Source organism: Sphingomonas lacusdianchii (assembly GCF_022664395.1).
GTDB classification, from domain to species: domain Bacteria; phylum Pseudomonadota; class Alphaproteobacteria; order Sphingomonadales; family Sphingomonadaceae; genus Sphingomonas; species Sphingomonas lacusdianchii.
Genome location: NZ_JAKRET010000009.1, coordinates 1 through 12,015, shown reverse-complemented (window position 1 = coordinate 12,015; position 12,015 = coordinate 1). Strand labels below are relative to the sequence as shown.

General features: G+C 68.2%; 13 protein-coding genes. 9 read left to right on the top strand and 4 right to left on the bottom strand.

Annotation, left to right across the window (positions count from 1 at the left end; genetic code table 11):
• The first annotated feature begins 19 nt into the window (after positions 1-19).
• The 6 genes from hemC to MF607_RS12955 are packed head-to-tail and all read left to right on the top strand — an operon-like array spanning position 20 to position 5,367.
• Positions 20-934 carry a hydroxymethylbilane synthase gene (hemC, locus tag MF607_RS12980; RefSeq protein WP_431311948.1) on the top strand — a complete coding sequence of 305 codons (915 nt, stop codon included), beginning with the start codon at positions 20-22 and terminating at the stop codon, positions 932-934.
• Positions 931-1,602 carry a uroporphyrinogen-III synthase gene (locus tag MF607_RS12975; protein WP_242119439.1) on the top strand — a complete coding sequence of 224 codons (672 nt, stop codon included), beginning with the start codon at positions 931-933 and terminating at the stop codon, positions 1,600-1,602. Before hemC ends, MF607_RS12975 begins: the two co-directional genes overlap by 4 nt.
• Positions 1,603-1,632: 30 nt before the next feature.
• Positions 1,633-2,550, top strand: coding sequence for a hypothetical protein (locus MF607_RS12970; RefSeq protein WP_242119436.1), 918 nt, complete (start codon positions 1,633-1,635; stop codon positions 2,548-2,550).
• 11 nt (positions 2,551-2,561) lie between these two features.
• Entirely contained in the window at positions 2,562-3,746 is a 1,185-nt protein-coding gene (locus tag MF607_RS12965) for an acyl-CoA dehydrogenase (RefSeq protein WP_242119434.1), read from the top strand.
• Positions 3,746-4,258: a GNAT family N-acetyltransferase gene (locus MF607_RS12960; RefSeq protein ID WP_242119433.1), complete on the top strand. Its 513-nt coding sequence runs from the start codon at positions 3,746-3,748 to the stop codon at positions 4,256-4,258. The genes MF607_RS12965 and MF607_RS12960 overlap by 1 nt, the downstream gene beginning before the upstream one ends.
• Positions 4,255-5,367, top strand: a complete 1,113-nt coding sequence (locus tag MF607_RS12955) for a CaiB/BaiF CoA transferase family protein (protein WP_242119431.1) — start codon at positions 4,255-4,257, stop codon at positions 5,365-5,367. The genes MF607_RS12960 and MF607_RS12955 overlap by 4 nt, the downstream gene beginning before the upstream one ends.
• Positions 5,368-5,477: 110 nt before the next feature.
• On the opposite strand, the gene MF607_RS12950 is transcribed toward MF607_RS12955, so the two are convergent.
• The 4 genes from MF607_RS12950 to MF607_RS12935 all read right to left on the bottom strand — a co-directional run bounded on the left by MF607_RS12950 (position 5,478) and on the right by MF607_RS12935 (position 8,884).
• Positions 5,478-5,933 (bottom strand): anthrone oxygenase family protein, encoded by a 456-nt coding sequence (locus tag MF607_RS12950; RefSeq protein ID WP_242119429.1) that lies wholly within the window; start codon positions 5,931-5,933, stop codon positions 5,478-5,480.
• Positions 5,934-6,113: 180 nt separating this feature from the next.
• Positions 6,114-7,940 (bottom strand): AsmA family protein, encoded by a 1,827-nt coding sequence (locus MF607_RS12945; protein ID WP_242119426.1) that lies wholly within the window; start codon positions 7,938-7,940, stop codon positions 6,114-6,116.
• Positions 7,941-8,025: 85 nt separating this feature from the next.
• A complete protein-coding gene (locus tag MF607_RS12940; RefSeq protein WP_242119424.1) occupies positions 8,026-8,505 on the bottom strand; it encodes a GNAT family N-acetyltransferase in 480 nt (159 codons plus the stop codon).
• A 211-nt stretch (positions 8,506-8,716) separates the two neighbouring features.
• The gene (locus MF607_RS12935; RefSeq protein ID WP_242119422.1) at positions 8,717-8,884 is read right to left on the bottom strand and encodes a DUF1674 domain-containing protein; all 168 of its coding nucleotides are present in this window, start codon (positions 8,882-8,884) and stop codon (positions 8,717-8,719) included.
• 60 nt (positions 8,885-8,944) lie between these two features.
• Between MF607_RS12935 and MF607_RS12930 the strand changes: the two genes are divergently transcribed.
• The 3 genes from MF607_RS12930 (at position 8,945) to MF607_RS12920 (ending at position 11,739) form a co-directional block, all read left to right on the top strand.
• Positions 8,945-10,237, top strand: coding sequence for an RsmB/NOP family class I SAM-dependent RNA methyltransferase (locus MF607_RS12930; RefSeq protein WP_242119757.1), 1,293 nt, complete (start codon positions 8,945-8,947; stop codon positions 10,235-10,237).
• A gap of 70 nt (positions 10,238-10,307) precedes the next feature.
• Positions 10,308-11,222, top strand: coding sequence for a transposase (locus tag MF607_RS12925; RefSeq protein WP_242119421.1), 915 nt, complete (start codon positions 10,308-10,310; stop codon positions 11,220-11,222).
• Positions 11,152-11,739 (top strand): transposase, encoded by a 588-nt coding sequence (locus tag MF607_RS12920; RefSeq protein ID WP_242119418.1) that lies wholly within the window; start codon positions 11,152-11,154, stop codon positions 11,737-11,739. The genes MF607_RS12925 and MF607_RS12920 overlap by 71 nt, the downstream gene beginning before the upstream one ends.
• Positions 11,740-12,015: the final 276 nt, after the last annotated feature.

Here is a 12,015-nt window from a genome sequence, read left to right as displayed (position 1 = left end):
ACACGATGCGTAGCGAGCGATGATGACCTTCAAACTGGGCACGCGCGGATCGCCGCTGGCATTGGTGCAGGCGCATGCCACGCGCAACGCGCTGGCGATGGCGCATCGGATCGATCCGGCGTCCATCGAGATCGTGACGATCAAGACCACCGGCGACCGGGTGCAGGACCGCGCGCTGGCCGAGATCGGTGGCAAGGCGCTGTGGACCAAGGAGCTCGACCGCGCCTTGTGCGCGCACGAGATCGACGCGGCGGTGCATTCGATGAAGGATGTCGAAACGATCCGCCCGACCGAGATCCGCATCGCTGCGATGCTGCCGCGCGCCGATGTCCGCGACCGGCTGGTCGGGATCGCGTCGCTGGCCGAACTGCGCGAGGGCGGCGTCGTCGGCACCAGCAGCCCGCGTCGCGCCGCGCAGGTGCTGCACCACCGGCCCGATGCGAAGATCGTGCTGTTCCGCGGCAATGTCGACACGCGCCTCGGCAAGTTGGCGGCTGGCGAGGTCGATGCGACGCTGCTCGCCGCCGCCGGGCTGACCCGGCTCGGGCGCCCCGATGTCGGGACGGCGGTCGCGATCGACGACATGCTGCCCGCCCCGTCGCAGGGCGCGGTCGGGATCGAGGTGCGGGCGGAGGATGATCGCACCCTCGCCTTCGTCCGCGCGATCGACCATGCGCCGACGCATCAGGCGGTGCGGGCGGAACGCGGCTTCCTCGCGGCGCTCGGCGCCGACTGCCATTCTCCGGTCGCGGCGCTGGCGACGATCGCGGGCGACGTGTTGACGCTGACCGGACAGTTGCTGGCGCAGGATGGCAGCGCTGAGGTGCGCGGCAGCGTCAGCGGCGCGATCGACGATATCGACCTGCCGCGCGGCCTTGCCGAGACGCTGCTGGCGCGCGCGCCCGAGCATGTCGCGAGGCTATTCGCGCGATGACCCGGCCGATCGCGGTGTTGCGTCCGGAACCGGGCAATGCCGCGACCGCCGCCGCGATCGAGGCACAAGGCCGGCGCGCAATCCGCCTGCCGCTGTTCCGGATCGTCGCCCTGCCATGGGACGGTCCCGACCCGGGCGCCCATGATGCATTGATGCTGACCAGTGCCAGTGCGGTGCGCCACGCCGGACCGGCGCTGGCGCGCTATGCCGCGCTGCCGGTGCATGCGGTCGGTGCGGCGACGGCGGCAGCGGCGCGGGCGGCGGGTCTGCAGGTGGTCGCGACGGGCAGCAGCAATGGCCGGGCGCTTCTCGATGCGGCGCAGGCAGGCGGCGTGCGTTCGGCACTGCTGCTGACCGCGCGCGAGCGGGCGGTGGCGTCGCATCCGGCGGTGACCGCGATCGAGGCGGTCTATGCCAGCGAAGCCATCGAGCCGGTCGATCCTGCTCCGCTCGCCGGATCGATCGCCTTGGTTCATTCGGCGCGGGCTGCCGCAAGGCTGGCGGATATCGTCCCCGATCGCCGCCCTATCGCGGTCGTCGCGATTTCCAGCGCCGCTGCGGCGATGCTGGGTGACGGCTGGGGCGCGGTGACGGTGGCGGCACGGCCCGACGATGCCGCCGTCATCGCCGCCGCCATCACCCTTGCCGACACGCTCGCACGCGATTGACCCGGCGGACGGGCGCGGAGATAAGGCGGCATGACCAGCGAAGACGCGTCCTTTGCGACGACCGGCGGCCCCTACCGGCAGCGACGAAGCCGGGGATGGCTGCTTATCGCCATCCTCGCCTTCCTGATCGGCATCGGCGCGACGGTGGCGGTGCTGCGCTATATCGGGCCCCGGCTCGGCTGGGGCGGGGCGACGCAGGGCACGATGCCGGTCGCGCAACCGACGCCCGCCGCGACGCCGCAACCGGTCGCGGCCACCGCGCTGCCGATCCTGTCGGCACGGGAAGCGGCACTGGCGGCACGGATCAGCGAACTGGAAACGCGGATCGTCGGGCTCGACACCAGCGCGCGCAATGCGGCGGGCTATGCGACGCGGGCCGAGGATATGATGGTGATCGTCGCCACCCGCCGCGCGCTCGATCGCGGCCGCCCGCTCGACTATCTCGAAGGGCAGTTGCGCGACCGCTTCGGCGCGAGCCGTCCCGACGCGGTTCGTACGCTGATTGCCTCTGCGCAAAACCCGGTGACGCTCGACGATCTGCGCAGCGCGCTCGACGCGGTGGCGACGCCGCTGGTCGCGGGCCGTTCGGGCGAAGGCTTCTGGGACGGGCTGCGGCGCGAGTTCGGCCAGTTGATCGTGTTGCGCCAGGGGCCGACGCCCAGCAGCCGTCCGATCGACCGGCTCGACCGCGCCCGGCGGCGACTGGACACCGGGCAGGTCGAACTGGCGATGGCCGAGATCGAACGCATGCCCGGCGCCGCCAGTGCGCGCCGCTGGACCACGGCCGCGGGACGGTATGTCGAGGCGCGCAAGGCGCTGATCGACCTCGAATCGGTCGCGCTGACCACTCCGCGCCCGGCACCCGCCGCGCCGCCGGCCCCGGTGCAGGCGGCGCCGGTGCAACCCGAATCCCCGGTCGCCGCCGATCCGGTCGACCCGACGCTGTAAGGAACGAGAACATGGCCGAGATGGGCCGCTTCGACTGGCAAGACCCGTTCGCGCTCGACGCGCAACTGACCGACGAAGAGCGCATGGTCCGCGACGTGGCGCATGGCTATGCCCGCGAGAAGCTGTTGCCACGCGTCACGCGCGCGTTCCTCGACGAGGATTTCGCGCGCGAGATCATGTCGGAAATGGGCGCGCTGGGTCTGCTGGGGCCGACGATCGATCCCGAATATGGCGGGGCGGGGCTGGGCTATGTCGCCTATGGCCTCGTCGCGCGCGAGGTCGAGGCGGTCGATTCGGGCTATCGCAGCGCGATGAGCGTGCAGTCGAGCCTCGTGATGCATCCGATCAACGCCTATGGTTCGGAAGAACAGCGCCGCAAATATCTGCCCAGGCTGGCGAGCGGCGAATGGGTCGGCTGTTTCGGGCTGACCGAACCCGATGCCGGGTCGGACCCCGCGGGAATGCGCACCCGCGCCGAAAGGATCGATGGCGGCTATCGCCTGTCGGGCGCCAAGATGTGGATCACCAATTCGCCGATCGCCGACGTGTTCGTCGTCTGGGCCAAGTCCGACGCGCATGACGGCAAGATCCGCGGTTTCGTGCTGGAAAAGGGCATGAAGGGGCTGTCGGCGCCGAAGATCGAGGGCAAGCTGTCGCTGCGCGCGTCGATTACCGGCGAGATCGTGATGGATGGGGTCGAGGTCGGCGAGGACGCGTTGCTCCCCAATGTCGAGGGGCTGAAGGGGCCGTTCGGCTGCCTCAACCGCGCACGTTACGGCATCGCATGGGGCACGATGGGGGCGGCGGAGTTCTGTATGCACGCTGCGCGGCAATATACGCTCGACCGCAAGCAGTTCGGGGTGCCGCTGGCGTCGAAGCAGCTGGTGCAGCTCAAGCTCGCCGACATGCAGACCGAAATCGCGCTGGGGCTGCAGGCGGCGCTTCGCGCGGGGCGGATGTTCGACGAGGGGACGCTGGCGCCCGAGGCGATCTCGATCATCAAGCGCAACAATTGCGGCAAGGCGCTGGCCATCGCCCGCACCGCGCGCGACATGCATGGCGGCAACGGCATCGCCGCCGAATTTCATGTGATGCGTCATGCGATCAACCTCGAAACGGTCAACACCTATGAGGGCACGCATGACGTCCACGGCCTGATCCAAGGCCGGGCGATTACCGGGATCGCCGCCTTCTGATGGATCGCCAGCCGGCATTGCAGGGGGAGCTGGTGCGCGTCGCGCCGACGGTGCCGACGGATTACGCCGCGCTGTATGCGGTCGCGGCGGACCCGGCGATCTGGGACCAGCATCCCGCGCATGACCGCTGGCAGCCGGACGTGTTCCGCGCGTTCTTTGACGAAGGACTGGCCGGGGGCGGGATGCTGACCATTCGCGATGCGCGCGACGGCAGCGTGATCGGGTCGAGCCGCTATGGCCCCTATGACCGCGAAGCCGACGAGATCGAGATCGGCTGGACCTTCTTCGCGCGCGATCGGTGGCGGCGGGGCTATAACCGCGAGACCAAGCGGCTGATGATCGACCATATTGCTCCGTACGTGTCGGCGATCACCTTCCATATCGGGCAGGACAATCGCCGGTCGCGCACCGCTGTCGAAGCGCTGGGTGCGACGTTGCGTCCCGGCACGATCGACGTGCTGCGTGGCGGGCGGATGGTCCCGCACGTCGTCTACGAACTGCGCCGCGCGTGAAGCCGCTGGCCGGGGTCCGCGTGGTCGAGCTGGCGCGTATCCTCGCCGGGCCGTGGTGCGGGCAGTTGCTTGCCGATCTGGGGGCGGAGGTGGTGAAGGTCGAGCGGCCGGGCGCCGGTGACGATACCCGCCACTGGGGGCCTCCCTTCGTCACCGCGCCCGATGGCAGCAACCGCGACGCCGCCTATTTCCACGCCGCCAATCGCGGCAAGCGGTCGGTGGCGATCGATATCGCGACGCCGGCGGGACAGGCCGAGGTCCGCGCGCTGGTCGCCCAGACCGATATCGTCATCGAGAATTACAAGGTCGGCGGCCTCGCCAAATACGGTCTAGACCACGCTGCGCTGTCGACGGTGCGGCCGGGGCTGATCACCTGTTCGATCACCGGCTTTGGGCAAAACGGCCCCTATGCGCACCGCGCCGGATACGACTTCATCGTCCAGGCGATGGGCGGGGCCATGTCGCTGACCGGCGAGCCGGACGGACCGCCGCAAAAGGCGGGCGTCGCCTATGCCGATATCTTTACCGGCACCTATGCCGCGGTCGCGATCCTCGCGGCGCTGCGCCGTCGCGACCTGACCGGCGAAGGGGCGCATATCGACATGGCGCTGCTCGACACGCAGGTCGCGGTGCTCGGCAACCAGGCGCTGAACTGGATGGCGAGCGGCGTCGTGCCGATGCGGATGGGCAATGGCCACGCCAATCTCGCCCCCTATCAGGCGTTCGAGACCGCCGATGGCGCACTCATCATCGCAGTCGGCAACGACCGGCAATTCGCGCGACTGTGCGTGGTACTGGGGCTGGAATTGCACCTCGACCCGCGTTTCGCGACCAATCCGGCGCGGGTGGTGCATCGCCGCGACCTGATCCCGGCGGTGCAGGCGGCGGTGGCGACGTGGCGCAAGGCCGATCTGTACGAGGCGCTGGAAGCCGCCGGCATCCCCGCCGGGCCGATCAACGCCGTCGACGATGTGTTCGCCGACCCGCAGGTGGTGGCACGCGGCATGGCGATTCGGCCCGACGGCCTGCCCGGCCTTGCCAGTCCGATCGTCATCGACGGCGAGCGGATGGTCGCCGACCACGGGGCGCCGGCGCGACCGGACGCCTGATTCCGGCGCCAAAGTTCACAAAGTTCACACTCGCACGCTATTGCAGAAGCGGCTGATCGGGTAACCTGGTCGTCATGTCAAAGAGCAGATGTGATTGCCGCCTTGTGCGATCATGACGTGGGCAGGACCTGTAGGAAAGCCGAAAGGTAGAGCAACACCGTCACGACGCCCAGACCACTGCGAACGTCGTGCAACCGGCCCCAGCGAAGCAGCAGCAAATGGCTGGACGGACCGGCCTGCGCCAGCGGGGTCGCCATCAACTGCCGGTTGACCGGTAGCAGCACCGCCAGCGTGAACGGCCAGTTTGCAAGCATCGCTACGCCACCTGCGATCCAGCGCCAGTCCGACGTCAACCAGCCGGTGGCGAGGCCGGCGACCCCGGCAAGGATCGCCAGCGTCGACTGGATCGGTAGCGCACGACGGTAACTCGCCTGCCACTGACCGAGCATCGGGGCCTCGCCGAGCGGCAGGCGGGCAGGATGTTCGACCAGCGAGATGTAGAGCGCAGCGCCGGCGAACAACGTGGCGAACAGCAGTGCGAACAAGGCACAAGCGGACATCGGCATGGCATCACCTTCACAATCGCGGAACGACGCCATCCGGGAACAGCCCGCCGCGCCGTTCCGAACGGGTTCGGGAACGACGCCGCGGCTGAGAAGAACCGGCTCGCACCGGCGCAGGAGCTACCAACCTGCCACTCTATTTTCGGCGCGACCGAAGTAGCGCGCTGAAACCTGCCCGACAAGCTATCCCAGCACCCGCCGGACCAGCGCACCGCAATCGGCATTGCCGGCGCGCGGCGTATCGTCGCCGCCGATCGCACGGCCGAGCATGCGCAGGATACCGCCCGCACTCTTCACGCCCGGCGGGATGCGAATGTCGGGGTCCTGTATCCGGCCGCCGATCCGCACCGGCTGGTCGAGATGCAGCAGCGTGCGCTGCTTGGGCGTGCCGGTCAGCGCGATCGACAGGCGTTCGTCGGACAGGCGCACCACCCCCTGCCCCCGCGTCTGCGCGCGCGAGGTGTCGATCAGCAGCGGGTCGATCCGGCCGATACCGCCCGTGACGTTCAGCCGCAGCCCGAGGCAGCGCAGCCGGGCGCGGGCATCCTCGTCGGTGGTCAGCCCCCGCGCGACATCGGCGCCGAGCAGCGACGCCATCTTCGCCGGCAGGGTGCCGCCCGCTGCCGCAAAGCCGATCATGCCATCCGAACGCCCGATCGCAGCGCGGATCGTGTCGCCGCTACCGACCAGCTTCAGCCGTGCGCGGAGCGGCGCATCGACCGGGGCACCGCCGGCAAAGGTCGAGATGCGTGAATCGACCAGTTTCAGGTCGAAGGTCGCGCGGGGCGTCGTCCGCTCGCGCTGGTCGACCACCACCTGCCCCGTAATCCGCCCCTGTGCCAGCCGCACGGTCAGCGGGGCGACGGTCAGGCGGCTGCGATCGATCGCGAGCACGGTATCGAGGCTGCGCAAACCCGCCATGTCGAGCAGTCGGTCGACGCGGATCGCCAGCCGCCCGTCGACGCCGCCCATTTTTTCCAGATTGATGCGGGTGCCCGGCACGACGCGCGGGCCGATGCGGCGTTCGATCGCGATGGCGCGGGCGCGGCCCTCGTCGGTGGCAAGATCGTCGAACGACAGGTCGGCAAAATGCAGGCTGCCGTCGATGTTCGTCCGCTCGCCCTCCTTGCCGATCGTCGCCTTTGCGGACGTCAGGCTCGACCGGCCGATCGTGCCCGACAGCCGTTCGATCACCCAGGTCGGATCGTCGTGGCGGACGCGCGCGGTCAGCTTGACCGGCTGGGTACCGAACAGCCCGGCCTCGATCAGCGCGTCGAGCGTCTTCAGGTCGTTGGCGCGCGCGGTCAGGTCGACGGTCATCCGGTTGGTGCCGAGCGGCGAGGCCATCACCCCCTTGGCATCGACGGTGATCGTCGGACCGTCGACCCGCGCCCGGAACGGCCAAGGCCCGTCGCCACGGATGGTCGGCCCGGTCAGTGCGACCTGCACCGGCCGTTCGTCGATCGCGCCATTGCCCTCGGCGCGGAAGCCATTCGCGTCGGAGGCGACGGTGACGGCGAAGCGGCGATTCTGCACCGCGTCGCGATAGTCGATCACGAGGTCGCGGATCGACAGGCTGGTGATCGCCGCCGCCGAGCTTTTCTCGCCGCGCTTGTCGGGCTGCCAGTTCTTGCGGCCGTCGCGGGTGCGGACCATCGCGACGCGCCCGCCATCGATGGCGAGCGCCTGCAGATCGAACTTGCCGCGCAGCAATGGCAGGACCTTGAAGCGGAAATCGACGCGTTGCAGCCGGACCAGATCGCCGTTTCCAGCCCAGCTAGGCTGGGCGATGGTCAGATCGCGGACGATCAGCGTCGGCGAAAAGGACAGCGGCTCGACCCGTTCGATCGTACCGATCGACACGTCCGACCCGAAACGCTGCGCGAGGCGCGCGCTCACCCGGTCGCGTAGCAGCCCCCATGGAAAGGCGGCGAGAATCAGCAGGATGAGGAGTGTGAGGCCGAGGATGCCGCCAAGGATGAACCGCCACGGGCGCGCGAGCCTGACCATTTTTGGATAAGTCGGAACGGGGGCGTTCGTTCCATGGGCGCAATGGAATTGACGGGGGTAGCGGTTAACACGCCTTAGGCTGCGATCACGTCATGGCGCCGTTTCGGATCCTTTTGTTGGGAAATGAATGGATTGCCAGCGACAGGATCGGACGGCTCCACGTTGCCTTGATCGTCGGCGGTTTCGTGCCGACCACGACCGCTCCCATCGCCTCATAAAAGCCGACCGAGGGCGGATGGGAAACAATCTTGATCGAGGCGATGCCTCGCCGCCTCGCTTCCTCGATCATGTGCCGAAACAGCATAGCCCCTAAGCCACTACCCTGAAGGTCATTCGCTACGAACATTAGGTCCAGTTCAGGTTCACCGTTGAGGGTTAAACTGTAAAACCCGCACAGGCTGCCTTCACGTTCAGCGATATGGAAAACATCTTGTTCGATCTGCGAAGGTACGATCTCATACCCGTCAAGGATACTCGCATACTTGCCGCTGTAAGCGGCCGAACCATGCATTAGATCAGTAAGTGCCTCCGCATCATCGGGCACCGCAGGGCGGATCGTAATCACGGTCGCTGCCTATCATCTGCCTGCCGCCCTCTGCAATCGGGCACGATGCGGGTATGGCGCCTCCTTAAGTAAGCACCTGTAACAGCGATCCCGCCGCATCGATCGTATCGAAGGACGTTGGCTGGTTTCGCTTTCCCGGAACTTGCTCCCAACCCTGTTTCCCGGAATTGCCGTTCTAGGATCAGGAAACGGGAATGCCGATACCCGCCCCTTAAAAATCGACAGCGATCCCCTTGTGCGTCCAGTCGCCATAGCGGGTCGGGCTCAGGCCCAGCGGATCGTCGCCGTCCGATTTAGGCGGGATCGGTTCGGGCGTCGGCACCGGCGGGGATTTGGAGAGGTGCGCGGGTGGCTTCACATGCGCGGGTCGGTTGCCCATAGGAGACTCCATCACGGTTCGTCAGGATGCACTTGGCGGACCAGCGACAGGATTCAAGTGATCGATCGACCAACTTCGCCGGAACGCCGCCGCGCGGCCCGGCCCCGTCTTGCTCCCGAACCGCCGGGCGTGCCCGCACGGCGGGCTGCACTCCGGCTGCTCGACGCCGTCATCCGGCGGGGATTGCCGCTGGAGGCGGCGCTGACCAGTGCCACGCAGGAACTCGACCGGCGCGAGGATCGTGGTCTCGCCCATGCGATCGCGGCGGCGGTGCTGCGGCGGCTGCCCGATCTCGATGCGCTGATCGACAGCGCGACGCAGCGCCCGCTGCCCGACGATGCCAAGGCGCGGTTCGTGCTGCGCATCGCGCTGGGGCAGGCGCTGGTGCTGAACACCCCGCCGCACGCGGCGATCGCGACGGTGCTGCCGCTGGTCGATGGCGGGCCGCGCAAGCTGGTGCATGGCGTGTTCGGCACGCTGATGCGCGGCAATGCGCGGCTGCCCGATGCGGCGGCGCTGCCCGCCGATACCGATGCGCGCTGGTACGCGGCATGGGGCGAGGAGATGGTGATCGAGGCGGCGCGTGCCGTCGCGCAGCAGCCGCCGGTCGATTTATCGCTGAAGGGCGAGGACGGACCGGAGGGCGAGGCGCTCGCGGCGCACCACCGGCGGCTGCACGATGCGGCGTCGATCCCCGACCTGCCCGGCTATGCCGAGGGCGAATGGTGGGTGCAGGACCTGGCGGCGTCGATCCCGGCGCGGCTGCTGGGCACGGGGCCGGGCAGCGCGATCGATCTGTGCGCGGCGCCCGGCGGCAAGACGCTGCAACTGGCCGCCGCCGGGTGGGACGTGACCGCGCTCGACAATTCGGAGGCGCGGCTGGGGCGGTTGCGCGAGAATCTGGAGCGGACCGGGCTGACGGCGTCGATGGTGACCGGCGATGCCTTGGTGTGGAAGCCGGCGGCGCCGGCCGATGCGGTGCTGCTCGACGCACCGTGCAGCGCGACCGGCATCTTCCGCCGCCATCCCGACGTGCTCCACCGGGTGCGGCCGAGCGTGATCGCCGAGACGGCGGCGTTGCAGGCGCGGCTGCTGGCGCGGGCGGCCGATTGGGTGAAGCCGGGCGGGCGGCTGGTCTATGCGACCTGCTCGCTCGAACCCGCCGAGGGCGAGGCGCAGCTGACCCGGTTTCTTGCCGGGCGGAGCGATTACGCGATCGAGCCGGCGACGGCGGGCGAACTGCCCGTTGGCGTCGAGCCGCACCGCGAAGGCTATGTGCGGACGCTGCCGGGGATGCTGGCCGACAAGGGCGGGATGGACGGGTTCTTCATCGTGCGGTTGCGGCGTTCCTAGGAAGGATTGAGACCGTCCGAAAACGCTGTCGTGGATTCCATGCGCGGCCAGAGGGGTGTAATCTGCGGGCATGGCGTATATCGAGGGACATGCTCGGGATCAGGCGCTGCTGCTGCCGGCCTCGGTCGAGGACTATGTGGCGGCGGACAACCCGGTGCGGTTCATCGACGCCTTCGTCGACGACCTCGATCTGGGTAGCGCGGGTTTTCAGCGGACGCAGCCGAAGGCAACCGGGCGGCCCGGTTACGATCCGGCCGATATGCTCAAGCTGTATCTGTACGGCTATCTGAACCGCGTGCGGTCAAGCCGGCACCTGGCGGCGGAGGCAGGCCGCAATCTCGAGCTGATCTGGCTGTTGCGCGGGGTGCATCCAGACTTTCGGACCATCGCCGACTTCCGGTGCGACAACCGGGCGGCGTTCAAGGCGGTGTTCCGCGCATTCGTGACGCTGTGCCGCAAGCTGGACCTGTTCGGGCGAGAGTTGCTGGCGGTGGACGGCACGCGGCTGAAGGCGGTGAACAGTCGGGCGCGCAACTTCAGCCGCGAGCGGTTGGCGACCTATCTCGCCTCGGCCGATGCACGACTGGAGCGCTATCTGGCTGAACTGGACCAGATCGACCGCGGTGAGGATGCTGCCGGCACCGGCCGCGCTGAGGCGCTGGCGACCAAGATCGCCAAATTGCGCGAGCAGCGTCAGGCCAGCGCAGCGCTCATGGGCCAGCTGGAGGAAAGCGGCGAAGGACAGATTTTGCTCACCGATCCCGATGCGCGCGCGATGGTCGCCCATGGCAAGGTGACCATCGGCTACAATGCGCAGGTGGCAGTCGATGCGAAGCACAGCCTGATCGTCGAGCAGCATGTCCACCAACGCCTGCAACGACATGGGTCAGCTGGCACCCACCGCCAGCGCGGCGATGGAAGTGCTGGGGGTCGAGCGGATCGATGCCGTGGCGGACATGGGCTACCACAAGGGCGAGGACATTGAGGCCTGCGAGGCGGTCGGCATCACACCGTACATTCCGCGGCCGCACCGGGGCGTCAACGTCAGCAATGGCCTATTTCCCAAGGAGCGGTTCCGCTACGATCCGGCAGCCGACGCCTATCACTGTCCCGGCGGGCAGATACTCGATACCCGCCACAGCTCGATCACGCGCGGACATGTGACGGTCCAGTATTCCAGCCCTGCCGCCTGCGCTGGGTGCCAGATGAAGCCGCTATGCACCACGGGACGCTGGCGACGCGTCAACCGCTGGGAGAAGGAACACCTCATCGAGCGCATGGCCGAGCGCCTCGCGAAGCGGCCAGACCTCCTCCTCATCCGGCGTTCCACGGTCGAACACCCGTTCGGCACCATCAAGCAGTCGATGAACCAGGGCGCGTTCCTGATGCGCGGGCTGGAGACGGTGCGCGCCGAGTTCAGCTTGACGGCACTCGCCTACAATCTCAGACGGGCCATCACCCTCATCGGCGTACCGAGGCTGATCCGCGCGGTGCAGGGCTGATCCGCGCGGTGCAGGCCTGATCCGCGCCGCCATATCCGCCGTCATGACGCTCGATATGACCTTCCGACAGCCCCAGCGGCCTCACCATCACCAAAAAAGGCAAGATACCGGCCTTCCCGCTATTTCTAGCCTCGGCGCTCATTCAAGACCTAGGCGGCGTGGACAAATTGGTGACGGTCAGCTTTCGCGTGTGTAACCTCAGTTCGTGAACCGTAAAGCGCACTTGATCGCGGCCATATTGGTTGGCCTTGCTACGCCCTCTGCCGCTTTGGCCGA

Excerpts from the sequence above, each read along its gene's own strand:
- MF607_RS12960 (WP_242119433.1), top strand. The coding sequence starts at position 3,746 with ATGGATCGCCAGCCGGCATTGCAGGGGGAGCTGGTGCGCGTCGCGCCG.
- MF607_RS12950 (WP_242119429.1), bottom strand. The coding sequence starts at position 5,933 with ATGCCGATGTCCGCTTGTGCCTTGTTCGCACTGCTGTTCGCCACGTTG.
- MF607_RS12965 (WP_242119434.1), top strand. The coding sequence starts at position 2,562 with ATGGCCGAGATGGGCCGCTTCGACTGGCAAGACCCGTTCGCGCTCGAC.
- MF607_RS12935 (WP_242119422.1), bottom strand. The coding sequence starts at position 8,884 with ATGGGCAACCGACCCGCGCATGTGAAGCCACCCGCGCACCTCTCCAAA.
- MF607_RS12945 (WP_242119426.1), bottom strand. The coding sequence starts at position 7,940 with ATGGTCAGGCTCGCGCGCCCGTGGCGGTTCATCCTTGGCGGCATCCTC.
- MF607_RS12970 (WP_242119436.1), top strand. The coding sequence starts at position 1,633 with ATGACCAGCGAAGACGCGTCCTTTGCGACGACCGGCGGCCCCTACCGG.
- hemC (WP_431311948.1), top strand. The coding sequence starts at position 20 with ATGATGACCTTCAAACTGGGCACGCGCGGATCGCCGCTGGCATTGGTG.
- MF607_RS12925 (WP_242119421.1), top strand. The coding sequence starts at position 10,308 with ATGGCGTATATCGAGGGACATGCTCGGGATCAGGCGCTGCTGCTGCCG.
- MF607_RS12975 (WP_242119439.1), top strand. The coding sequence starts at position 931 with ATGACCCGGCCGATCGCGGTGTTGCGTCCGGAACCGGGCAATGCCGCG.
- MF607_RS12920 (WP_242119418.1), top strand. The coding sequence starts at position 11,152 with ATGGAAGTGCTGGGGGTCGAGCGGATCGATGCCGTGGCGGACATGGGC.